We start from the raw sequence: 25127 nt of genomic DNA, 5'->3' as shown, positions 1-25127 counted from the left end.
AGCCGCTAGATTCGCTCAATTTGGATGCGGTCAGGAGCCGCACTATTCATTTTCTTGCAAAAATAGCCGTTTAGCCAGACTTTTGCTCATCGCCACCGTCTATGAATGTATAAACTCCCGGATGCATCCAGTACAACCGCCAGTTAACCTGTCTAATAAAAACCTATTTAACCCACCTTTCGGTCTGAACACCTGGCTTTGGGCCACTCTCCTTGGCCTGTTAACCGCCCTGCTGGGTAGCTGGGTAGTAGGCGATTTTCAACATCCGCTTTCGGATGGAAACGACACAGATCAGTTTGAGTATGTCGGGTATTTCTTCAACAAAAACCTCAGCCTCTGGCCTTTCCCGAACCTCAACCTGATCAATACCCAGACCTTCTATCCCTATGGTACCAACCAGGTTTTTCTGGACTGGGGGTTCGAGCGTGATTACTGGTACGCTTGCCTGTATCGGCTTCTGGATGGCCCCGGCCCTTATTTACAGTACTATTATGTGTATAGCCTTATCGTTACGGCCGTTGGAACGTTTGTTCTGTTACGTGTCCGGGCCGGGCTGGTAAAATCATTACTGGCCGGGCTGGCCGTCTCTGTTTTCAACTTCTATGCCCTCTGGAAATTCCCCGTTCACATGAACGTATGCGTAGGTCATTGGACGGTTCTATGCATCGTAGCCACCTATCGGCTCCTGCTCGATGTACTTGATCGTGACCCCATTCGCCTGCCATATCTGCTCCTTTGGATGTGCATTCATGTGCTGGTACTGGGGCAGGAACTGGCCTACGTAGCCGGTTTTGCCCTTACGTTTACGACGTTAACGATACCGATCATTGGCCTAAGCTTGTATCGTCAATTTCCGTTGATTCGGCGCTGGCCCTCGCTTTTCGGGCAGTATGTTCGTGGTGAAATTCGTCGATCGCCACGTGCCGCTTTTGGGTTGTTGCTTGTGTTGGCCCTAAGTCTCTGGCTGTACCTCCCCCTAACGCTTCAGATTGCATTTACGGCCTGGTCGTTCAATTTCGACGTTGTCCCCGAACTCCGCGCCTGGTCGCACCCGGCACGCTTGCTTCTGCCTCACCTGCCGGGTATCGACAGCTATTCGATTCCTTACCAACAGTGGTTTCACGATACGTTCGAGAGTTACGGGCAAGGCAGTCCCGGCTTGTATCTGGTTGTACTGGCGAGTGTAGGCTGGTGGCAGATCAGGCGTAATGTGCTACGCTGGTTCCCGCTGGTTCTGATGCTGGCACTTTGCCTGCTCTACCATCCGGTGCTGTTTCCGACGCTCAAAGTTTTCCCCTGGTTTAGCTTCAACCGGCACGGAGGCCGGGCCTCGCTCGTGTACCCGGTGCTGTTCATGCTGCTGGCCTTACCTGTTTCCTGGCCCCGCCGAATGTCGGCACAAATGAGCGTCGCCTTTTTACTGCTGCTGCTGGGACTGGAGTGGTATACCGGCTTTTCAAAACGACTATTGGTAACGCCCAATGTTGTTTCGGAGCAAACCCTTCGCTACTGCGCCGTTGTTCGGAAGCAACCCGGCGTTGCGGTGCTCGACTGGCCGTTCTGCACCATTGGAGCCAATGGCGTTGGCGATAAAGAAGGGCTTTGCCCCTATTACAAACAGCAAAATGCCGTGTTCACATTTCGTCGGTTCTACGACAAGAGTGGCGTCGGGCAATATTTCGGGCGGCTTCACCCCGATCAGATTCAGCCGTTTCTGCGCGATGGCTGGCCCCGGCTCCTCGCCCCCGGCTATATATTTACCCAACAGGACTGGCAGTTTCTGGACGGGTTTCTACGCAAAAACGATTTCGCCGGTATTAACCTCTACCTCGATTTGCTCACGCCCGCTCAAACAGCGCAGTTTTACCATCATTATGGCTTTCCCTTAACGGAAACCACCTTTCCGGCGGCCGGACATGTGGTGTTCATTGTACTTAAACACCCGAAAAATCGTTAGTAAACAGGTGACGCAACGACTTTCGCGCTTCCGGCGTATACCTTACTGAACCAACTCAAAAACCAACCCATGGCGTAACGTTTTACGATTGATCATTTCCCAATCTATCTGTTTCGTACGTACCCATGCGACGTTTTTTATCCCTTGCGACACTTACTAACGTCGCTCTGCTTGGCATTGGACTGTTTGCCTGCCACAACGATAGTAATGTAGTCCCTACCATTTCGCCAGACTGTCTGGTAAAAGGATCCTCCAATAATGGTGTTGCCATTGCGGGTGAATATATCGTTACCTATCAACCCACACAAACGCTACCCGTGGCGCCCAATGCCCGCCTGGCTGCTACAGAAGCGCTGGCCGAATCGCTGCTCAAAACCTATAACGTGGCCAGTCCACAGGCCGCCGTTTTAGCAGCGGATGAAGAGACAACTTTCCTGGCCCACCTCACCGAAAGCGAAGTGCAGAAACTACGGCAAGACCCGTCTGTAGCAGTCGTTGAACCCGACCGGATCATGTCCATGTGCAATTGTGTCGACGTAGCGACCACCTCTACCCTAACCTGGAATGTGAAACAAACGGGCTACGGTCGCGGTGATCTGCAACCGACAAAAACAGCCTGGATTATTGACACAGGCATTGACCTCGACCACCCTGATCTGAATGTAGATACCAACCGCAGCCGATCTTTTGTAAGCGGGCAAACCTCCGCCGACGATGAGAATGGGCACGGTACCCACGTGGCGGGTGTCATTGGGGCGAAGAATAATAACATCGGTATAACCGGTGTTGCTTCTGGTGCTACATTAGTATCCCTTCGAGTGCTGGATGATGAAGGAGAAGGCCGCTTGTCAGGCATCATTCAGGCCGTAAATTATGTGGCCCAGAACGGTAAGGCCGGTGATGTTGTCAACCTGAGTTTAGGGGGCGAGGGCACATCAGCAGCTCTCGACCGGGCTATTACCCAGGCCGCCAATATAGGCATCCTGTTCGCCATTGCGTCGGGTAACGATGGAAAAAACAGCGATAATTATTCACCCGCCCGGGTGAACCACGCCAATGTATTTACTGTCTCGGCGATGGACAGCAAAAATCAATTTGCGTCGTTTTCCAACTTTGGCAGTAGTGTCGATGTGTGCGCCTATGGGGTTCGCATTACGTCCACGTATAAGGACGGGAAATACGCAACTTTGAGTGGCACATCCATGGCGGCACCGCACGTAGCTGGTTTATTGCTGATTCGGGGAAGCAAGCTGCCCACCCACGGCACGGTTACCGGCGACCCAGACGGAACCCCCGACCCTATGGCAGGGGAATAAATAAAGCAGCAGGGCGTCGGGATTATCCCGACGCCCTGCTGCTTTATTGACGACTGGCTACAAAAATCGTTTATGGATTCTGCAAATCCCAGTTCACTTCGGCTACGGGTTTCTCCAGGCGCTCCAGCACTTTCATGGTCGACACCGGCAGGGCAATTTCACCCAGTTTATTGTACCGGCGCATATCTACCCAGCGGTGGCCTTCGTAAAACAGCGAATACATCCGCTCTTTCAGAATGGCATTGACAAGCGCATCTTTCGTCGTAGCCCCAGCATATGCCGGCAGTCCGGCGGCCGTCCGAATGATGTTGATATTTCTCGTTGCTTCGGCCACATTGTTCTGCTGAGCGGCTATTTCGGCGGCAATCAGGATCAGTTCTTCGTTGCGAATGATGGGGACGGGGTCCGTGCCTGAAGTGTACATGTTCTGGATATACTTAGTCGTGTACGTAACACCGGAGCTATAGGTAGCCGGATCGGCCAGTACCCGTACTTTGGCGATACGCTTGTCGCCAGCCTCTATTTCGTCCCACATTTTCTGGATACCCACAATCCGGATCGTTGCTGTATTGATGAGTGGGTTGGCAAAATCGGGTGGTGTCGGGCTGAAAGTATACTGTGGACCGGCGGTTAAACTTCCACTCGCGCTGTAGAACGTTTGGGAAAGTAAGGTAGCGGCTTTGGCCCAGTCGGCCTGATAGATCGCCACGCGAAGGGCAATAGCCCGGTTGAACTGCTTGAACGTGGCGGGGGTATTGAACCCGTTAAAGCCCGCAGGTACCGGAAAGGCAAACGACGCTCCGGCCTGATCGAGCTGGCTGGCTCCGTCGTCCAGAATCTTGGCAATACCCGTCAGCGACTCGGCATATGTTGCCGCTTTACTCGGCTTAAACGGATCTTCAACACTTAAGCGAACGCCGTTGCTGCCTTGTGCATTCAGCATGTACAAATAGGCCAGCCCTTTGAAGGTATTCGCCATGCCACGATAGCCGTTTTTCTGCTGATCAGTGACAGAATTAGTTGAATTGAGCGAAGCAATAACAATGTTGGCCTGCCGAATGGGTAAGCCAAAGTCGGTTGTTGCCCTATTGTAGAAAGCCGAGTTATCAATCGGGCGCAGCCCATTCAACTCCGTCATCCAGCGGGATTCTGTAGTATTGAAGTTAAACAGTTCTTTGCCAATTGTACCCACAACCTGTAGATAGGAAGACAGCCCGTTTCTGGCTAATGAAAACTGTCCAACGGCAAGCGCGTCCAGCTGTCCTTTGGTAGCATTGTTGGTAACCGATCCCACCGATGGGAAGTTGGGGTCAATGACTAGATCGGTCTTGAGCGGATTACAGGCATTTAGCCCCACGAGAGCCACCGCCATTAAAAGTGAATATCGAATGAATTTCATATAGAAAACGAAATTTGAATTGTCAGGTAAATCTGAATTTTCGAACCCTGCCGGGTTACACCGTCAGTTGATTACAAATCGATGGCAATGTGGAACATCATCCGGCGAGCCAGTGGCGCGCTGCCAATGTCGACACCGCTACCCAGCGCCAGTGAACCAAAGTTGGAGTTTTCAGGATCGTAACCCGCTTTGTAATCCGTCCAGCGGAGTAAGTTCGTTCCCGAAACGCCAACGCGTACCCCCTGAATTACGTTGCGGAAAGCTGAGCCAAGCACCGCTTTTGGTACCCGATAATACAACGAAACCTCACGCATTTTCAGGAAACTGGCAATTGACGGGTTATAGCCTTCGCGGGGGACACCATTGGCGTCCAGCCCATTCACATTCTGGCGGGCAATACCGTTTGGTGCCACCTGATCGCCAGAACCAGCTACTTTACCACCATCCGTCAATCCTAAGCTCGTGCTGTTCCAGTCAGAGGTGTTCCCGCCTTCATCCCACAAAACGCGTTGGAGCGAAACAACGGTGAACTTGTGCCGGTAGTGCAGCAAAGCCGAAAACTCGAAGTTTTTCAGGAACGTAACCCGCTGATTAAGCGAGAATTCGTACTTAGGCTGCTGATCGCCATAGCTTGTCCAGGAAGACGCGTAGCCGGGATCGGTTGTCGGTAACGTACGAGGCTGGCCCACGATCTGGGTTGGTGAGTACCCCTGTTTTACACGCCACTGACCAAACGTAGCCCCAAAACCACCCGTAAGGCGCTCCGGAATGTCCAGACGAGTAATTTCAGAGCGGTTGAACCAGAAGATCGGCTGAACGAACCAGGTAATGGCTTTACTGCGGATAACCTCAGCGCCGATGGTCAATTCAAGACCCCGGTTCACTAAATCGGCCGCGTTGATGTTCGTAGATGTAACCCCCGTGGTTGGGGCTGTAGTCAACGGCTGGATCAGATCGAACACTTTCTTGTTGTACAAGGTGAATTCGCCGGTAATCCGGTTGTTGAACAAGCCGAAATCCAGTCCATATTCCAATTCGGTAGCGCGTTCCGGCTTGATCTGGTTGTTACCTAATACCGTTGATGGCTGTAAGCCGCTCAATCCGCCAATACCGGTCGATCCTAGCTGCGAGTAGGGTGTTCCCCAGCTTGGCAAACCAGCCGTTGCCCCGTAGGCAATGCGCGGTTTAAGGGCGCTGATGGCACTCGAAGCCATCGCCCAGTTACCAAAACGAGTCAGGTTAACAGCCAGCGATGCTTTTGGGAACGCATAATATTTATCAAAGTTATTGCCGTTCAAGTCCGATTTATCGAAACGAATGCCGACGGTTCCAATAACTTTATCATCGTAGTTAGCTTCCTGCTGGGCGAAAATACCAACGTCCGTATTACGCTGGTATTCAGCAGCGATCGACTGTACACCACCCCGCGCCGGGTTGGAAACACCCACGGGCAATTTCTGTCCCCGTACGTAGTTATAATTAAAGTCCCGATGCAGACGGACAGCCCCGGCCGACGATGTCAGGTTAAGTTTGCCACCCATAGCGGAATGGGTAAATACCCCGGCTACCTGAATGTTGGAATTGTACACTTCGGTGCGGGTATCCTGCGCAAAGCCAGGGTTGGCTTCCTGCCGCTGTGACTGTAAATCCGTGGGTAGCCAGATGGTAGCGAAACCACTCTGGTAATCCAGCCCGCCGTTTACTTTAATGGTCAGCGAAGTCGTTGCGTTGTTGATGAGCCGAAAGTTGGCGTTGAATCCCTGAATGAAGCGATTCACTTTCTGGTTGTTAACCGCCCGGTCCCGAATAGCCAGCGGGTTTTCGCCTACACTGGGGTCGTTATCGGGATAAACGCCGGTTGCGTCCGGATACAGGTTGGTGTAGGGCTTGGTGTAGGGCAATGAGTAACCGTAGTTAATGTTCGAGTTATCATTACCTGTCCAACCCCGGTCGTTGTTGGAATTGACATAGTTTGTCGAGATGCCGAAGTCAATCCAGTTGTTCAGTTTATGGTCAATATTGGCCCGGATCGAATAGCGGGTAAAACCCGTATTTTTGATGATACCTGTTTCGTTCGAAGCGCTGCCGTTTACGTAGAATTTGGTTTTCTCATTACCACCCGTCACACTCAGGTGGGTATTTTTAATCGAACCGGTTTCACCATAAATAACCCGTTCCCAATCCGTATAGGTACCATTTTGCTTGGCTGCCTGTAGTTTCGAGACGTCAGCGGCTGAGAAGTAATTAGTCAGTTTGTCGGCTGTCCAGTCAGCTCCGCCATAGTAACTATAGGCGTTGGAAATCCCCAGATCCTGGCCAAACGAGACATTGGTTCGTCCGCCTTTACCCCGCTTGGTGGTAATGATGATAACCCCGGCGTTAGCGCGGGTTCCATAGATGGCCGCTGCCGATGAACCTTTCAGCACTTCCATGCTTTCGATATCGTCGGGGTTCAGATCGGCCAAGCGGTTACCATTGTTATCCTGCGAAGCGGTCGATGAACCAGCCCCGGCTTTGTTAGCTTCCGAACGACCACTGGAATACTGCCCATTGTCAATATAAACACCATCAACAATATACAGCGGTTGTGAGGCCGATGATCCCAGCGTAGATACACCCCGCAATTGTACGTTAAAACCGCCACCTGGTACCGACCCGTTGGCCTGAATATTGGCGCCCGCAAGCTTACCCTGCATGGCACCATCGGTGGTTACAGGTGTGGTTACCCCTGTAAGTTGTTTGGCAGATAAACTGGCGACGGCATTAGCCGAATTTGAGCGTTTTACGCTGGTTGCAAGTCCCGTTACAATAACCTCATCGAGTTGTTGATTACCATCGGCCAACTGCACATTTACCACAGATCGGTTGCCGATGGCTACTTCCTGTGTAGTGAATCCAATAAAACTGAAGATGAGTGTTCCATTGGCTGGGGCGTTAAGCTTAAAGCTTCCAGTGGCATCCGTATTTGTACCTACCGATCGCCCCTTCAACACAACACTGGCACCTGGAATCGGCGTGCCCTCTGCATCGGTCACCTTTCCCGTAACAGCTTGTTCCTGAGCAAATACCAAACTGGTAATACAAAAAAACAGCCATACAAATAGGAGTAGTTTTCTGTTCATCTTTTGTAAGTTAAGATTAAAATATATAATAAAATTTAGCACAAATTAAGTATTTGTTTCGCAAATATCATTTTAAACCCCTTAATATTTTACATATGGCCCTTAGTACACCATGTTATTTTGTACCTTGAAGCCAAAATCAAAGGACTGCTGGTTACATTCCGATCTCCTCTAAGTATTTTCCCCAATGACCATTTATCGTGGCAAACTCAATTTTTGTTCTTTTCATCCTCTGTCTGAATGTCATCGTCTGCGAATGGCTCTCTACCAAACCCGGCTTTCGTCATATTGGAACGGCTCTACTAATTATTATTCTTACCGCTATCGAGGCTAATCTTTACCTTATTCCCACAACAGAAATACCCCTTTACGAGGGAATTTTTAACTATGTAGCTCCCTTCTCGCTCTTCCTTCTTTTACTGAGTGTTAACCTGAAAGACTTGCGCCGAGCTGGCCTGCCTATGGTAACGATGTTTCTCATCGGCTCACTGGGTACGATTATGGGCGTTTTCACCAGCGTCTGGCTATTTGCCGCCCCGAACACCGTCGGTAAATTGTATTATGCTCTGGCGGGTATGTTTACCGGAACCTACATTGGTGGCAGCGTTAACTTTCACGCCGTTGCCCTGCATTACGGTGTATCGAAAGCGGGTAATCTGTTCGTTGCCTCAACAGCAGCCGATAACATTCTAACGGCTCTGTGGATGGCAGCAACACTGGCGTTACCCCGCTTTTTCCAAAGCCGGTTTCCAAGACATATTCCGACAAGTTCAACAGTCGCATCAGGAACTATAGCGGGCGGGACTGATTCATTTGCCGATGCCGAGACAATGAGCCCCTACGATCTGGCCCTTTTATTAACCTTGGGTTTTGGGTCCATTTTCCTTTCAAAACAGTTGGTTACCCTTGCTCCTACGGTTCCTTTCGTGCTGATTTTAACCACCATTGCTCTGGCACTGGCCCAGTTTCGCGTAGTAAACAGACTCCGGGGAAGTCGATTGCTCGGGTTATTTGGTATCTATATTTTCCTGGCCGTGATCGGTGCCTATTGCGATATTGCCACCCTTCTTCACAACGGTCGGCTGGCGATCATACTCTTCGGCATGATTCTAACCCTAGTGTTTATCCATGCCTGTATCGTCTTTGGTGTGGGCGCCTTTTTTAAACAGGATTGGGATGTGCTAAGTATTGCTTCTCAGGCTAATATCGGCGGAGCAACCTCCGCACTAGCTTTGGCTAAGAGCCTTAACCGACCGGAATTACAACTTCCGGCGGTACTGGTTGGCTCCCTGGGCAACGCAATTGGCTCATATCTGGGCATTTTAGTAGCCGAGATATTGCGGGCAGGCTGAGCGGTTTAATGCCGCTGGCTTGCATGTATTCACTTCCTTTTCGTACCTTTGCTGCACTTCTCAACAACTTTGGCTTACCAAAGTCAACGAAACTTCATCAAAACCAGCGGCACGTCGATGTGCCGTTTTTCATAAGAGAATTAATCCATTAACTCTATAGAGTTTATACCTTATGTCCCAGCGGATTGTCTCTGCAACCGATTCGACCTCTGATTCGCTCACTACTCCCAATCCGGAACTCGACCTGAATGGGCTAACGATCACGATTCAGGGCGTTAATGCCTCTTCACAGGCAGCTATCATACGGACCACTTTTCCGGCTGCCAGTGTACAGACCGACGCACCAAGCCCCCTACTACGTCGACGTAATCGGACCGAAATTGCGATTTATGTTTTTTCAGCGCTGGCCTTAATGCTGGTTGGTCATCTCCTTTTCAGCTACTTCACGCTGGACCGGCTGACGCTCTTAGCCAGCACGATAGACCTCACACCCGACATTTTTTACTTCATCATGGCTGGTTTTGTGGCCCAGATGATTGATGGCGCTCTGGGTATGGCGTATGGCGTTACCGCTACTACTTTTCTGACGAGCGTTGGCATTAGCCCTTTATTTGCCACGGCCAGCGTACACAGTTCCGAGATTTTCACCAGTGGCGTGTCGGGCTATATGCACCTGAAATTCGGTAACGTAAACAGTCGCCTATTCAAGATTGTCCTGATTCCGGGGGTTATTGGTGCCGCGCTGGGTGCTTTCCTGATAACAAAACTTGCCGACATGGAGATTGTAGCTCAATACCTGAGCCCGGCCATTTCTGTGTATACGGTCATTTTGGGCATTCTGATTTTGAAGAAAGCCTTGGCCAAGAATCCCAAGAAAAAGCCCGTTCGCCAGATTGGACTACTGGCGTGGTTTGGCGGGTTTGTCGATGCCATTGGGGGCGGTGGCTGGGGGCCAATCGTTAACTCTACGCTCATTGCATCAGGTCGGCACCCGCGTTATACGATTGGGTCGGTCAATCTGGCGGAGTTCTTTGTCTCGTTTGCGTCATCGGTTGTATTCGCCCTGTATGCCGGGCTGGATAACTACGGGATGGTTATTCTGGGACTGATTCTGGGTGGTATGATTGCGGCTCCGATAGCGGCCCGTTTAGCTCAGAAATTACCCATAAAAACCATGATGATCCTGGTCGGAATTGTGGTGATCCTCGTAAGTTTGCGAAAAATTATTAAGTTCTTTTAGTGTTTGGGCCAAGCTCTGGCTTGGCCTGTTAATTCTCAGTGGCCAAGCCAGAGCTTAGCCTAAACAATATGGAAAAACAAACTAAAGCGATTCGGATACAGACGGATAAATCCGGCAATCGGGAGCACTCCGTTCCTTTATATTTAACATCGAGTTTCACCTTCGAAAGCGCCGAACAGGGGAAAGCCCTGTTTGAAGAAACGGAAGAAGGCAATATCTATTCCCGCTTCTCAAACCCCAACGTTACGGAGTTTGTCGAGAAAGTCTGCATGCTCGAAAATGCCGAAGATGGTATTGCCACGGGCACCGGGATGGCCGCCGTTTTTGCCAGCATGGCCGCCTTGCTAAAATCTGGCGATCACCTGGTTGCCTGCCGGGCTTTATTTGGCTCCGCTCACCAGATCATCACCCAGATTCTGAGCAAGTGGGGTATCAGCCATACCTATTTGGATGCCACAGCCACCGAAGCCGAATGGGAAGCGGCCATTCAGCCAAACAATGGAAGACCTGCCGCCCGTATGGTGTATCTGGAAACGCCTTCCAACCCCGGTCTGGAACTGGTCGATCTGGAGATGCTGGCCCGCCTGAAAGCGAAATACGGCTTTATCCTGAACGTCGATAACTGCTTTGCCACGCCTATCCTTCAAACACCTCTCGACCTGGGAGCCGATTTATCCATACACTCGGCCACCAAATACATGGATGGGCAGGGACGTGTTCTGGGCGGTATCGTAGTGGGTCGGGCCGATTTGATTCAGCCGATCCGATTCTTTGCCCGGCATACCGGCCCGTCGCTATCGCCGTTCAATGCCTGGATTCTGTCGAAGAGCCTGGAAACGCTGGACTTGCGCATGGAACGCCACTGCCGCAACGCCCTGCAACTCGCCGAAGCGCTGAATGGTCATACCGATGTGGAGCGGGTTCTCTATCCGTTCCTTCCTTCTCACCCACAGTTTGAGCTGGCGAAGAAGCAGATGAGCGCGGGCGGTGCCATTGTAACAATTGAACTGGAAGGGGGATTCGAGCGCGTAAAAGCGTTCTTCGATGCGCTGACGATTCCAACGCTTTCGTCCAATCTCGGCGATTCGCGCACCATCGTAACGAACCCGAACACCACAACTCACGCGAAACTTAAGCCCGAAGAGAAAGCCGCTCTGGGAATCACACCAGGCCTGATCCGCATTTCTGTTGGTCTCGAAGCAATCAGCGATCTGATCGCCGACTTTACCCAGGCTGTCGAGAAATCGGCCGAGATCATCAAAGTAAATGTGGACTAAGATTCTGTATTGGCACAACAACCTGATTTATAAGAGTAGAAGCCGCTTAGGTTTAGTTTTGTAGCGTGGAACGGAATATCATTCCACCTACAGAAGCCTGAGAATCGTCGTAATAAAGTCATTCGGATAGAATCCGGTAAATCAGAAATGCCAGTATGAAACTTAATGCGTTTTTCCTCACCCTATTACTTATTACTACCCAGCTTGTGAACGCCCAAACACCTAAAAAGCCGCTTCGTGTGGGAATTGCGGGTATGGCGCATGACCATGTGCATGGGATTCTGAACAAAGCCTTTGGCAAAACAGCTCAGACTGACATTGAAATCGTAGGAATTGCCGAACCGAACCGGGAACTGGCCGAAAAACTCGCTAAGCGGCATGGGTTTAGTATGAGCCTGGTTTATCCTACGCTAGCCGAAATGCTCGACAAAACGAAGCCGGAAGCTGTAACGGATTTTGGCCCGATTGTCGATCATAAAAAAACGGTCGCCGTTTGTGCTCCCCGTGGTATTCATGTGATGGTTGAAAAACCACTGGCAACGACCTTTGCCGATGCTAAACAGATGGAAGCACTGGCCAAAAAACACACGATCCAGCTCCTGACAAACTACGAAACAACCTGGTACGGAAGCAATCATAAAGCCTATGAAATTGCCAACACGACCAAGTCGATTGGTGATTTGCGAAAAATTGTCGTTCACGATGGTCACGAGGGACCCAAAGAAATTGGGGTGAGTAAAGAGTTCCTGAACTGGCTCACAGACCCGGTTACCAACGGTGCCGGTGCCTTGTTTGACTTTGGCTGTTACGGAGCTAATCTCTCCACCTGGCTTATGCACAACCAGCGGCCGCTCTCGGTTCTGGCGGTAACCCAACAGATCAAACCGGATATTTACCCGAAAGTAGATGATGAAGGGACAATTGTTTTGACTTATCCCAAAACCCAAACCATCATCCAGGGGTCCTGGAACTGGCCCTTTGGTCGCAAAGACATGGAAGTCTACGGGCAGACTGGCTATGTCTTTACGGTTGATGGTACCCGGATGCGCATCCGGTTCAAAGACGACAAAACCGAACGTCCGACCGAGGCAACACCCGCCGATGCGCCTGCTACTGACCCATTTGCATACTTCGCGAAGCTGATACATGGCGAAACTAAAGCCGATGAATTAACGTCTTTAGAAAATAATATTATCGTCATGGAAATATTGGATGCCGCCCGACAATCGGCCAAAACAGGCAAGGCGGTAAACCTGTCACAACGGGCACAGGTCCGTTAATTGACTATAAATACGGGTTCAATCCCGCCCTTTTGTATGATTGCTGAACCGACACACACACTGGAAAGCCTGACCGAACAAGTTCACGGTCTGAGCAACGTTGACGCGCTGCGGAAACTGGCTTCCCTATTCCCCGGCGAAGTCGTTTTCTCGACCAGCCTCGGCTACGAAGATCAGGTAATTACCGATCTGATTCTGGCAAACGAAATTCCCATCCGGATTTTCACCCTCGACACAGGCCGGATGTTTTCGGAGACGTATTCGGTCTGGAAAAAGACCAATGACCGCTACGCCACCAAAATCGAAGCGTTTTTCCCCGAACGGGCTGCCGAAGAAGCCCTGATGACGACTAAAGGGCCCTACAGCTTTTACGATTCGGTAGAGAATCGGAAAGAGTGCTGCGGCATCCGAAAAGTGGAACCTCTCAACCGGGCACTGAAAGGACAGAAAATATGGATCACGGGTATCCGCGCCGAACAGTCGGCCAACCGCCAGAGTATGCCCCAGCTCGAATGGGATGCGTCGCATAACCTCTTCAAGTTTCATCCACTGATGGACTGGACGTTTGACGAAGTAAAACAATATGTAAAAGATAACAACGTGCCGTACAATCCTCTGCACGACCGGGGTTTTGTGAGCATCGGCTGCCAGCCCTGTACCCGGGCCATTCAACCCGGTGAAGACTTCCGGGCGGGTCGCTGGTGGTGGGAAGACAACTCCAAGAAAGAATGCGGATTACACGTTCACGAAGAAGTATTTAAAGCTTAATGAGTAAACTAGTGAAAGGGTGTAAGGGCGTTTATTGCCACTCATTCTTTCACTCATTCGCTCTTTCACTTTTTATTGTAATGAAGTTAGATTATTTAGACCAGCTCGAATCCGAAGCCATCCACATCATGCGGGAGGTAGCCGGTCAGTTTGAGCGCCCTGCGCTGCTTTTTTCGGGTGGCAAGGATTCCATTACCCTGGTTCATCTGGCCCTCAAAGCGTTTCGGCCGGGTAAGTTTCCTTTTCCGCTCGTGCATATCGACACGGGCCATAATTTTCAGGAAGCCCTCGATTACCGAGATGCTATGGCGGAGCGTATCGGCGAAAAACTCATCGTTCGGTATGTCGAAGACACCATCCGGGAGAAAAAGCTGAAAGAACCAACCGGCCGCAACGCCACCCGTAACGGGCTGCAAACGTTTACGCTACTGGATACGATTGAAGAGTTTGAGTTTGATGCCTGCATTGGGGGCGCCCGTCGGGATGAGGAGAAAGCACGGGCTAAAGAGCGCGTCTTTTCCGTGCGCGACGAGTTTGGCTCGTGGGACCCTAAACGCCAGCGGCCTGAACTATGGAACCTCTACAACGGCCGGATTCATAAAGGCGAAAATGTTCGGGTGTTCCCTATTTCAAACTGGACCGAACTGGACGTCTGGAATTATATCCGTCGCGAGAAAATCCAGCTTCCCAGCATTTATTTCTCCCACGACCGCGAGTTGCTTATCCGCGATGGTAAACTGATGGCTACTGCCGGGGGCGTTATCAAACCCGAAGCCGACGACCAACTGGTAACCCGCCGGGTACGTTTCCGTACCGTTGGCGATATTTCCTGCACCGCTGCCTCCGAGTCGATGGCCGACACGCTCGACGCAGTGATCGACGAAATTCAGGCCACGCGCATTTCCGAACGGGGCGAAACCCGCATGGACGACCAGCTTTCCGAAGCCGCCATGGAAGACCGCAAGAAAGGCGGGTATTTTTGAGTATTGACTACTGTAAAATGAACAATGAATAATAAGCGGGTACAACATTATCCATTTCTGATTATTCATTACACATGCAATAAATGGATCTTTTACGATTTATAACTGCCGGTTCGGTTGACGACGGCAAAAGCACGCTCATTGGGCGGTTGCTTTACGATTCCAAATCTATCCTGGCCGATCAACTGGAAGCCATCGAGCGGGCAAGCAAAAGCCGTGACGATGGGGAGATCGATCTGGCCCTTTTGACCGACGGGCTCCGTTCCGAACGGGAACAGGGTATTACAATTGATGTAGCCTACCGCTATTTCCAGACCCCGGTTCGGAAGTTTATTATTGTCGATGCACCGGGTCATATTCAGTACACCCGCAACATGGTAACCGGTGCGTCCAATTGCCAGCTGGCGATTGTGCTGGTCGATGCCCGGCACGGTGTTGCCGAACAAACCCGGCGGCATTCGCTCATTGCGTCGTTGCTGGGAATCCCGCACATTGTGGTGGCGATCAACAAAATGGATCTGGTCGATTACTCGCAGGATGTGTTCTCCGACATCTGCATTCATTATGCCGAACTGGCCCAAAAGCTGAACGTGAAGCATGTAACGTATATTCCGATGAGTGCACTGAACGGCGATAACGTTGTCGACCGGTCGGAATCCATGCCATGGTACGAGGGGCAAACGCTGCTGGAACATCTGGAAACGGTAGAAATTGCCGATGATGTGAACCTTACTCAAGGTCGTTTTCCGGTTCAGTACGTCATCCGTCCGCAAACACCGGAGCTTCACGATTACCGGGGTTATGCGGGTAAAATTACAAGCGGACAGTTCCGCAAAGGCGACGCCATTACGGTGTTCCCATCCGGCGAAACTTCGACCATCGATGCCATTGAAATTGCCGAAACGCATCTCGATGAAGCGGCAACGCCCATGTCTGTCGTGCTGCATCTGGCAACTGATGTAGACATTAGCCGGGGCGACCTCATTGTTCGTTCGGACAGCCAGCCGCTGAGTAGTCAAACGGTCGAAGCCATGCTCTGCTGGATGGATAGCAAGGAGTTTAAAGTAGGGAATAAATATGTGTTACAGGTAGGCACTTTCCGGACGCGCTGTTCGGTGCGGGAGATTGCGTACCAGGTAAATGTTAATACTTACGAACAGATTGAAGGCGTTGAGCAACTCCGGTTGAATGATTTGGCCAAAGTGGTGCTTCGAACCGCACAGCCGATCAGTTTTGACCCTTACGCCACTAACCGGGCGTCGGGTGGCGCCATCCTCATCGACGAAACCTCGAACGTAACCGTTGGGGCCCTGATGCTGGTGGGCGAAGCGTAAGTCGGCTTACTTTTCTATATTTGAGTATAAAGTCCTAATAAGGCTATGACTGAACTGGCTGCCCAACTTCTGGAATCCCCTAAGGCCCCGCAAATTATTCAGCAGGTTCAGGCGGTGTTGAACGACGAAAAAAAACGCCGACAGGCGTTTTATGAGTGGATGGACGACGACATGAAAGTGGAGTTCATCAACGGTGAAATTGTCGTTCACTCACCGGCGTTACATAAGCACAATGCTGCAGTGATGTTCCTTGGAACGTTACTAAATGCTTTTGTCAATGAGCATAACATTGGTATTGTGCTTGTTGAAAAAGCTCTGGTCGAACTAACCCAAAATAGCTACGAGCCGGATATTTGCTATTTCGGAACGGAAAAAGCGGCTGACATCAAGCCTGATTTGCTATACTATCCAGCCCCGGATCTGGTGGTGGAAGTGTTATCAAAAAGCACGCAGAAGAACGATCGGGAAATCAAATTTGAAGATTACGCCACGCACCAGGTAGCCGAATACTGGCTCGTTGATCCTACCCGTCAAACGGTCGAAGTATTCACCTTGGATGCCGATACCGAAGCCTACGCATTGGTCGATTTACTACGGGTCGGGCAGACGGTTTCCAGCCAGCAGTTAGCGGGGTTCACCATTCCCGTAAAGGCAATCTTTGATGCTACGGCGAATATAGCGGCCCTGCGCACAGTGCTCTCAGCAAGTCGATAACCGATATTTGAAAAGAAGAGAAAAAGCAGGCGTGCCACGGTTCTAATCCGTGGCACGCCTGCTTTTTCTCTTCTTTTATTGGTGAAACCAAATTTTACATATTTTCCAACACCCGCTCCATCGACACTTCCTGACCGATACGGGCTTTCAGTTCGCTCACCGGAATACGGATCTGCTCCGTTGTGTCGCGGTAACGGATGGTTACAGTATCATCTTCGAGGGTTTGATAATCCACCGCAATACAGAACGGCGTACCGATCAAATCCTGACGGGTGTAGCGCTTACCAATGGCATCGCGCTCCTCATACACCACCCGGAACTCAGACCGGAGATTCTTCACGATCGCTTCGGCTTTCTCGGGCAAACCATCTTTCCGAACCAGCGGGAACACAGCCGCTTTAATGGGAGCCAGCGCCGGATGAAGCTTCAAATACGTACGCTCCTTCTGCTGATCACCTTCGCCCACGATTTCTTTCGTGAACGCATTGCAGAGAACAGCTAGGAACAGGCGGTCTGCCCCTACCGATGTTTCAACAACGTACGGAATATAGTTACCGTACGGTTTACCGGTGGCGGGGTCAACGTCATTGTCGAAATACTGCTGCTTCTTGCGGCTCAGCTCCTGGTGGGCTTTCAGGTCAAAATCGGTGCGTGAGTGAATCCCTTCCATCTCGCGGAAACCAAACGGAAACTTATACTCGATATCCACGGCGGCATTAGCGTAGTGCGCCAGTTTCTCGTGAATGTGAAATTTGAGTTTATCGGCGGGTAAGCCCACCGCCTGGTGAAATTTCATCCGGGCATCTCGCCAGGTTTCATACCATTGCATTTCAGTGCCGGGGCGCACGAAGAACTGCATTTCCATCTGTTCGAACTCCCGCATCCGGAAGGTGAACTGACGGGCCACAATCTCGTTCCGAAACGCTTTCCCAATTTGGGCAATCCCAAAGGGAACCTTCATACGGCCCGTTTTCTGAACGTTCAGGAAGTTCACGAAAATACCCTGGGCAGTTTCCGGCCGGAGGTAAATCAGGCTGGCATCTTCGGCCAGCGAACCCACCTGCGTAGAAAACATCAGGTTGAACTGCCGTACTTCGGTCCAGTTATCAGTACCTGAAACGGGGTCTATGATGCCTTCGGCGATAATGAGGTTCCGAACGCCCTCTAGGTCATTGTCGCCCAGTAAACGGCCCATTTCCTGCAATAGCGCGGTACTTTTTTCTTCATCCCCGGCATTGGCATAGGCTTCGGCTTTCAGTTCGAGGAGTTGATCGGCGCGGTACCGTTTTTTAGAATCGCGGTTGTCGATCATGGGGTCGTTGAACGAGTCAACGTGCCCCGACGCTTTCCACGTCAGCGGATGCATGAAAATCGACGCATCAATCCCAACGACATTGTCGTGGAGTTGGGTCATTGCCTTCCACCAGAGCGTTTTAAGGTTATTTTTCAGTTCAACGCCATTCTGACCGTAGTCGTACACGGCTTGCAGGCCATCGTAGATTTCGGACGACGGGAACACGAAGCCATATTCTTTGGCGTGGGCGATAATGTCTTGCAGCGAAGTGGCTGGAGAACCAGCGGCTGGCGTTTGCGGAGTATTCATACGTGGGCGCAAAAATACAACAGTGGGCGAATTAATTCGCCCACTGTTTGAAATCATCAAAACAAGTAACCATTTTTAACGATAAAAACTACTTGTCAATTTAATGATTTCCCGTTTCGTCTCCTTCGTGCGCGATTATTTTGGCTTCTCCCATAAGGAGACCAGAGGCTTTATGGTCCTGCTGTTCCTGACGCTGCTATGCCTGCTGATTCCGTTCGTTTACCGATTCGTTGTTACCCGCACACCCATCGACACATCGGTTGCCGACCAGCGAAAACTCGATAGCCTGGTGGCCCTCATGCAGACTGAAGCCGCCAAACAACCCCAATACGGCGACCGGTCCGGGAAGGAGAAAACCACTGCCGAACGATTCAGTGAGCCGAAACTGTTTGCGTTCGACCCAAATACCGTTAGCGTAACGGGCTGGCAGCAATTGGGATTGCCGAAGTGGATGGCGGAGCGCATCGAAAAATACCGAAGCAAAGGCGGACAGTTTCGGAGGAAAGAAGACCTCCTTAAAATATACGACTTCCCTCCCGACCTGTACGACCAGCTCGAACCCTACATTACAGTAAAAGAAACATCCCGGCCAGAGCGCTTTACCAGCGACGCATCGGGCACTGGCAAACCAGCCAGCAACGAGCCTTACCCGGCGTCAAACCGACCGGCATTTCCGGAACGCCCGGCAAAGCCGGTTCTTCAACCATTTGATATCAACGCTGCCGACACAAGCCAGTTGATTGCACTAAAAGGCATTGGCGCTACGCTGGCTGCCCGAATTGTCAAATACCGGGATGCACTGGGCGGGTTTATTTCGGCAGATCAATTTCGGGATGTCTACGGACTAGACTCACTCGCGATTGAAGAACTTAGAAAATTTGGTCAGATCCGGTCGGGGGTGCGCCGGATTCCGGTTAACACTGCTACAGCCGATGAACTGGACCGGCACCCATTTCTATCCCGCCGACAGGCCCAGCTCATCGTTAGCTACCGGGAGCAGCATGGGGCATACACCTCGGCGGAGTCATTGAAACCAATTCGGATACTGGACGCCAAAACCATTGAGAAGATTGCTCCTTATCTGGAATTTTAAATCAGGGCCCACCGGTTGGTGTCAGTTTTGAGAAACTGACACCAACCGGTGGGCCCTCGCTTTGTGAATACAAACTACCGCTTCGTCAGGACGACTACATTTTCGACGTGGTGCGTATGCGGAAACATATCCACCGGTTGTACGCCCGTTACGGTGTATCCTTCATCCAGAATAGCCAGATCACGGGCTTGTGTGGCGGTGTTGCAACTAACGTAAACAATGCGTTCGGGAGCCGCTTTGAGTAACTGACGGGTAACGGCCTCATCCATGCCGGCGCGGGGCGGATCGGTAATGACCACATCCGGACGACCGTGCTCCGCAAAAAATTCGTCGGTCAGAATCGCCTTCATATCCCCCGCGACAAACGTCGTATTGGTAATCCCGTTCACTTCCGCATTGACGCGGGCGTCGGCCACCGATGCTTCGACATACTCCACCCCGACCACGTGTTTGGCCAAACGAGCCACAAAGAGTGCAATGGTACCGGTGCCGGTGTATAAGTCATACACGTGTTCCTGACCGGTAAGCCCGGCAAATTCGCGGGCCACTTTATAGAGGTTGTACGCTTGCTGAGCATTGGTCTGATAAAAAGACTTGGGACCTATCCGAAACGTGAGCTCTTCCATCTGCTCTTCGATGAAGGCTTTCCCGGCCCAGTTGATAACCTCCTGATCCTGATAGCTATCGTTCTTTTTGGTGTTCAGAATATAGTTCAGGGAGGTAATCTGCGGGAACAACGTCTGCAAATAGGCCATTAATCCGTTGAGCAGCTCGGGGTTGTCCTGGGCTACCTGCAACGTTACCATCACCTGCTGCGTAGTATCGGCAGTGCGGATGATGAGCGTCCGCAGATAACCGGTATGCATTTTCAGGTTGTACAACGTCATGTCATGCTGAAGTACATAGGCATCAATTGCTTCCCGAATGGCGTTGGACGGGTCGGGCTGGAGGTAGCAATGCCGAATGGGCAGCACTTTATCGAAGCGTCCGGGCACGTGGAAGCCCACTGCCCGCTGGTCCATCGGCTGGTTAGTACCCACTTCCTTTGTTGTCAGCCAGCGGCCTTCGGCGCAGGTAAATTCAAGCTTGTTCCGATAGTACTGCGTTGGATGAGCGGGCATAATGGGCCGAAACGTGGGCAGTTCCACTTTACCAATACGCGTCAGGTGATCGATTACCTGCTGGTGTTTAAAGCCAAGTTGTTCGCTGTATTGAATATGCTGCCACTTGCAGCCACCACACGTCCCAAAATGCTCACAAAAAGGCTCGGTACGGACAGTAGACCACTCATGAATGCGTTCGGCAACGGCTTCGCGGTATTGCTTTTTGGTATTGGTAATGCGCAGGTCTACTACATCGCCGGGGGCCACACCCGGTCCACCGGTGGGGTTTTCAACAAAAATTACGCCTTCTTCAGTACGTACAATACACTTCCCTTCGGCGGCTACCGCATCGACACGAACACGTGCCAACCGTTCGGGTGTTTTATGAATCTTCCTACGCATAAGTCCTAAAAAACCGCTAATTTAAGCAGTCGTTTTCGGACGAACTCTATACTGACCTGATTCTGCTTATGGTGAACCTGTACTATCCCTCAAAATTACCTTTTTTTCTTCTTTGCTTTTTTCTGGTTTTAGGCTCGCTGGCACAGGCAACGCATATTGTCGGGGGTGAGCTCGAACTGCGTTACCTGGGTACCCAGACACAATACACGCATCGTATCAACCTTAATTTATACTTCGACGACATTAACGGAAATCCGGGAGCCGATGACGGTCAGGTATCCGTTGGTGTTTTCTCGAAGCGCACCAATCAGCTGATCGGCTATGTTCCGCTTATCCGCATCAGCAGCGAATACGTATCCTACACCCGGCCAGCCTGTGCAACGGGTGCCGTACGTACGCGCCTGATCCGGCACAGTACCGACCTGACCCTCGACCCCAATGTATTCAATGATGCGGGCGGATATTACCTATCGTGGGAAAGATGCTGCCGGAATGGTGCCATTGTCAATATCGAAAACCCGGGGGCAGCCGGTTCAACATTCTACCTGGAGTTTCCGGCTATTATTTCGGGACAAACCCGCTTCGTCAACTCATCGCCCGTATTTACCGTTCCTAAAGGGGATTACGCCTGCATTGGTCAGCCGTTTACTCTCGACTTCAGCGCCCGCGATGCCGATGGCGACAGCCTGACGTATGCATTGGCGACACCCTACAACGGCTTTAGTACATCCGCTGCACCAAATCCCGGTGCCGGTACGACGGCATTAAACCCTTCATTTTTTGCAGGCCCCTATCCGCCAATCCGGTGGGCTAACGGCATCTCCATTGCCAATGAAATACCGGGAGCCGTTCCCCTGCGGGTGAATGCCCGAACGGGACTGCTCAGCGTAACCCCGGACCGGGCCGGACTCTTCGTTTTTTCTGTTGAGGTAGGCGAGTTTCGGGCCGGTAAACAGATTGGGCGCGTCCGGCGCGACTTTCAGGTGCTGGTAATTGACTGCCCAAAAAACAACGCTCCCCAACTGCTTTTCCGACCGAACGACCAAAAACAGTTTTACACGGAAGGTACCGTCCTCACCATCGCCGAAAAAGATACCAACTGCCTGAGTCTGTACATCACGGACCTCGACCCAAACCAGCGTATTTCGATCGTTAACATGAGTGGCTCGCTACCCGGTCTCACTCTAACTCCCGGAGAGTTAACCACCCGAACAAGCCGTGATACATTACAGGCAAAATTCTGTTTCGGACGATGCGTTGGGGGTAATGGCACTCCAATTACGTTGCTGATTCGGGCTACGGATGATGGCTGTCCGCAGGGACTCAGCGATACGATAAGTATCCGCCTGAATATTATTCCATCAGCCAATACCAAACCCGTTGCCGCTACCGACCTGCCGAACAATAAAGCCAGTATTACGGTAGGATCTTCGCTAACATTCAACGCTTTCGGCACCGATATTGACAACGACAATGTGACGATCCAGGCCGTTGGACGCGGGTTTACGCTGTCGCAGGCTGGGATGAGTTTTGGTTCGGCTTCGGGAGTAGGGAAAGTGTCGCAACCTTTTTCTTGGAAACCAACCTGTACCCAGGCTACCCAGTCCGGTTATATTGTCGACTTTATCGTGACCGATACCCGCTGTAACCGAAACCTTCGGGATACCGTTACCGTAAACCTGGCAGCTACTGGCTTGCCCAGTAAGCCCCCCACGGTACGCACTACACTGGCCTCACAGGCTGTTGAGCTGACCGTTAGTGCCAGTGATTCCGACGGACGGACAAACTTTGATGTGCTGGGTAACGACCCCGACCGGGATACGTTGCGGCTCACTGCTATTGGACGAGGATTTGATGTTAAGGAGGCCGGGATGGTGTTTACGGATAAGTTTGGATTACCAACACTACAATCCCCTTTCGACTGGAAGCCAACCTGTGCCCTGATGGCAGGCAAAGCCGAGGCTACATTTGTGGTCGATTTTATAGTGGATGACCGCTCTTGCCAACCCGAACATACGGCTGTGACGACGGTTACGTTCACGGTCAAGAATCCATCATTTAATGCGGAGATAAAAATCCCGAATATCTTCACGCCCAACGGCGACGGTATTAATGACTATTTCGCCATTAAAGATTTGCCGGAAAACTCCTGTGATGAACAGTTCAAGTCGGTGGAGATAACGAATCGCTGGGGGCAGACCGTCTTTAAATCATCAGACCCCAAATTCCGCTGGTACGGTACCGGTTCGCCCGTTGGCACGTATTACTATCTGCTACTGACATCAAAACGAACATTTAAGGGCCCGCTTACTCTCATGCGATGATCCTGCCGACTCTACCTAGCCGGCCACTTAAGTAGTATCTTCGCGGCTGCAATTATGAAAGATAAATTAGTTCTCATTACTGGTGCATCATCGGGTATCGGTCGGGCGCTTGCGTTTGCCTTCGGGCGTGAAGGAGCCATTGTTGTTATTTGCGCCCGCAAGGCAGACGCACTTCAGTTGGTAAGTGATGAGCTTCGTCAGTCAGGGATCAACACATTTTCACTAACGGCGGATGTCAGTATTGAGTCCGATGTTAAACAATTAATCGACCAGACGATTGCCCGGTTCGGGCGGCTGGACATCCTGATCAATAATGCGGGAATAAGTATGCGTTCCATGCTGATTGACACAGACCCGGCCGTTATCCAAAAGGTGATGGACATTAATTTCATGGGGACTGTCTACGCCACCCGCTATGCGTTGCCCTACATTCAGCAGACAAAAGGGTCTATTGTAGGGATTTCGTCGATTGCCGGGTATCGGGGTCTACCCGTTCGGAGCGGTTACTCGGCTTCAAAGTTTGCGATGAATGGCTTTCTTGAAGCCGTTCGGACCGAGCTGCTGCATACGGGCGTTCATGTATTGACCGCATGTCCGGGTTTCACGGCGTCTAATATTCGCTTTTCAGCCCTCGACGCCCACGGGCGGACCAAAGGCGAAACCATGCGGGATGAAAGTAATATGATGAGCGCAGAAGAATGTGCCGATCACATTTTGCGTGCAGTTAAAACCCGAAAGCGCGAGCTCATCCTGACCTCGCAGGGCAAATTCACCGTGTTCCTGAACAAGTGGTTGCCTAAACTCATGGATAAACTTGTATACAATACTTTGGCCAGAGAGAAAGACTCACCTTTGAAAAAGTAGTTAGGAGTTGCTGACGCCAGTAAAAACCAAAAGCACACGCTTGCGTCAGCTCATTTGCGTCAGCAACTCCTAACTCCTCTTTTTAAATAATCCACACATTATCCCGGCGGATAAAATAAAGTTTATTGTGCCATAATATGCGCAGGTAAATGTCTTTCGTACCCAGAATGCTGAGCTTGTGGCCTCGACCAATTACTTCAACGATCGGGGCGGCTGAGGAAGGATCTGCCCGAAGAAATACCCGGTCATGGCTGGTTATTCCTGACTGGATACCTTCCGGCAGATTTGTAAAGATCAGGAGAAGAATTAGATAGGCAAAGAAAATCCACTTTTGCCTACTAAATACGGGTTGTTTACGGACTAACTTAAGCATGAGTACCGTAAAAACATAGCCTGCCGGAATGAGCAGAAAGAGCAGGAAGTAGAGACCGTATTTTCGGTAAAAGAGATAAAAATAATTCAGATCATCCGTTTCGTATCCACTGAGGTTGTTGGCACTGGCAATGTCGTTCATCCGACGCAGCACAACATCGTCGGGGTGGCGTTCGAAATAAACATCCAGATAATAGAGTAACCGGGGTACATCATTCTGTTGCTCGTAAGCACTCGCCAGTTTCAGCAGCATTGGATCGGTAGCCGTGTGCCCTTCGGCTAGCGCCATTTCATAGATACGCGCGGCATTCACCTGATCACCGGCAATAAATAGTGAATCGGCACGTTTGAGAGAGTCTACTGAAACTATCTGTGCATCAGCGAGTCCCGAAAAAAAACAAAAAAATAGACTTATTTTAAGAGGAATAGCTTGCAACGATCGAAATAAGGCCATAGTTTTGCACCACAATTAAGAACAACCACCCACTAACAGGACGGACGTTCAACCGATTTGGTAGCTCAGCTGGTAGAGCAATACACTTTTAATGTATGGGTCCTGGGTTCGAATCCCAGCCGAATCACATAATGAAAAAAGCCGCTATTAGCGGCTTTTTTCATTATCAA

The 25127-nt window shown here is 51.0% G+C and carries 18 protein-coding genes and 1 tRNA gene; 14 read left to right on the top strand and 5 right to left on the bottom strand.

What is annotated here, in order from left to right; genetic code table 11:
• The first annotated feature begins 121 nt into the window (after positions 1-121).
• Both NT073_RS16420 and NT073_RS16415 read left to right on the top strand, forming a co-directional pair.
• Positions 122-1957 carry a hypothetical protein gene (locus NT073_RS16420; protein ID WP_297375508.1) on the top strand — a complete coding sequence of 612 codons (1836 nt, stop codon included), beginning with the start codon at positions 122-124 and terminating at the stop codon, positions 1955-1957.
• Positions 1958-2082: 125 nt separating this feature from the next.
• On the top strand, positions 2083-3273 hold the full coding sequence (locus NT073_RS16415; RefSeq protein ID WP_297375506.1) for a S8 family serine peptidase: 1191 nt from the start codon (positions 2083-2085) through the stop codon (positions 3271-3273).
• Positions 3274-3343: 70 nt separating this feature from the next.
• On the opposite strand, the gene NT073_RS16410 is transcribed toward NT073_RS16415, so the two are convergent.
• Both NT073_RS16410 and NT073_RS16405 read right to left on the bottom strand, forming a co-directional pair.
• Positions 3344-4672: a RagB/SusD family nutrient uptake outer membrane protein gene (locus NT073_RS16410; RefSeq protein ID WP_297375504.1), complete on the bottom strand. Its 1329-nt coding sequence runs from the start codon at positions 4670-4672 to the stop codon at positions 3344-3346.
• A 71-nt stretch (positions 4673-4743) separates the two neighbouring features.
• A complete protein-coding gene (locus NT073_RS16405; protein WP_297375502.1) occupies positions 4744-7794 on the bottom strand; it encodes a SusC/RagA family TonB-linked outer membrane protein in 3051 nt (1016 codons plus the stop codon).
• Positions 7795-7994: 200 nt separating this feature from the next.
• On the opposite strand from NT073_RS16405, the gene NT073_RS16400 reads away from it, so the two are divergent.
• The 8 genes from NT073_RS16400 to NT073_RS16365 all read left to right on the top strand — a co-directional run bounded on the left by NT073_RS16400 (position 7995) and on the right by NT073_RS16365 (position 16742).
• Positions 7995-9146 carry a DUF819 family protein gene (locus NT073_RS16400; protein ID WP_297375500.1) on the top strand — a complete coding sequence of 384 codons (1152 nt, stop codon included), beginning with the start codon at positions 7995-7997 and terminating at the stop codon, positions 9144-9146.
• A gap of 172 nt (positions 9147-9318) precedes the next feature.
• Positions 9319-10386, top strand: a complete 1068-nt coding sequence (locus NT073_RS16395) for a sulfite exporter TauE/SafE family protein (protein WP_297375498.1) — start codon at positions 9319-9321, stop codon at positions 10384-10386.
• Between the two features lie 68 nt (positions 10387-10454).
• A complete protein-coding gene (locus tag NT073_RS16390) occupies positions 10455-11663 on the top strand; it encodes a PLP-dependent transferase (RefSeq protein ID WP_297375496.1) in 1209 nt (402 codons plus the stop codon).
• Between the two features lie 155 nt (positions 11664-11818).
• Positions 11819-12943 carry a Gfo/Idh/MocA family oxidoreductase gene (locus tag NT073_RS16385; protein WP_297375494.1) on the top strand — a complete coding sequence of 375 codons (1125 nt, stop codon included), beginning with the start codon at positions 11819-11821 and terminating at the stop codon, positions 12941-12943.
• Positions 12944-12979: 36 nt separating this feature from the next.
• Positions 12980-13711 (top strand): phosphoadenylyl-sulfate reductase, encoded by a 732-nt coding sequence (locus NT073_RS16380; protein WP_297375492.1) that lies wholly within the window; start codon positions 12980-12982, stop codon positions 13709-13711.
• 80 nt (positions 13712-13791) lie between these two features.
• Positions 13792-14694: a sulfate adenylyltransferase subunit CysD gene (gene cysD / locus NT073_RS16375; RefSeq protein WP_297375490.1), complete on the top strand. Its 903-nt coding sequence runs from the start codon at positions 13792-13794 to the stop codon at positions 14692-14694.
• 83 nt (positions 14695-14777) lie between these two features.
• On the top strand, positions 14778-16028 hold the full coding sequence (locus NT073_RS16370; RefSeq protein WP_297375488.1) for a GTP-binding protein: 1251 nt from the start codon (positions 14778-14780) through the stop codon (positions 16026-16028).
• Between the two features lie 45 nt (positions 16029-16073).
• On the top strand, positions 16074-16742 hold the full coding sequence (locus NT073_RS16365) for a Uma2 family endonuclease (RefSeq protein WP_297375486.1): 669 nt from the start codon (positions 16074-16076) through the stop codon (positions 16740-16742).
• 94 nt (positions 16743-16836) lie between these two features.
• Here NT073_RS16365 and NT073_RS16360 read toward each other — a convergent pair whose 3' ends face one another.
• The gene (locus NT073_RS16360) at positions 16837-18345 is read right to left on the bottom strand and encodes a glycine--tRNA ligase (RefSeq protein WP_297375484.1); all 1509 of its coding nucleotides are present in this window, start codon (positions 18343-18345) and stop codon (positions 16837-16839) included.
• 103 nt (positions 18346-18448) lie between these two features.
• Here NT073_RS16360 and NT073_RS16355 point away from each other — a divergent pair, with 103 nt between their 5' ends.
• Positions 18449-19438, top strand: a complete 990-nt coding sequence (locus NT073_RS16355; RefSeq protein ID WP_297375482.1) for a helix-hairpin-helix domain-containing protein — start codon at positions 18449-18451, stop codon at positions 19436-19438.
• A 74-nt stretch (positions 19439-19512) separates the two neighbouring features.
• Here NT073_RS16355 and rlmD read toward each other — a convergent pair whose 3' ends face one another.
• On the bottom strand, positions 19513-20943 hold the full coding sequence (gene rlmD / locus NT073_RS16350) for a 23S rRNA (uracil(1939)-C(5))-methyltransferase RlmD (RefSeq protein WP_297375480.1): 1431 nt from the start codon (positions 20941-20943) through the stop codon (positions 19513-19515).
• A 68-nt stretch (positions 20944-21011) separates the two neighbouring features.
• On the opposite strand from rlmD, the gene NT073_RS16345 reads away from it, so the two are divergent.
• Positions 21012-23267, top strand: coding sequence for a gliding motility-associated C-terminal domain-containing protein (locus NT073_RS16345; RefSeq protein WP_297375479.1), 2256 nt, complete (start codon positions 21012-21014; stop codon positions 23265-23267).
• Between the two features lie 54 nt (positions 23268-23321).
• Positions 23322-24131, top strand: a complete 810-nt coding sequence (locus NT073_RS16340) for an SDR family oxidoreductase (protein ID WP_297375477.1) — start codon at positions 23322-23324, stop codon at positions 24129-24131.
• Positions 24132-24213: 82 nt separating this feature from the next.
• Here the strand turns inward: NT073_RS16340 and NT073_RS16335 are convergent, their stop codons facing one another.
• Positions 24214-24957: a hypothetical protein gene (locus NT073_RS16335; protein WP_297375475.1), complete on the bottom strand. Its 744-nt coding sequence runs from the start codon at positions 24955-24957 to the stop codon at positions 24214-24216.
• Between the two features lie 54 nt (positions 24958-25011).
• On the opposite strand from NT073_RS16335, the gene NT073_RS16330 reads away from it, so the two are divergent.
• Positions 25012-25084 (top strand) — tRNA-Lys (locus NT073_RS16330).
• Positions 25085-25127: the final 43 nt, after the last annotated feature.

The organism is Spirosoma sp. (genome assembly GCF_026391055.1).
Taxonomy (GTDB): Bacteria; Bacteroidota; Bacteroidia; order Cytophagales; family Spirosomataceae; genus Spirosoma.
Note: the sequence above shows the minus strand (reverse complement) of the source record. Positions and strands in the feature narration are given on the sequence as shown.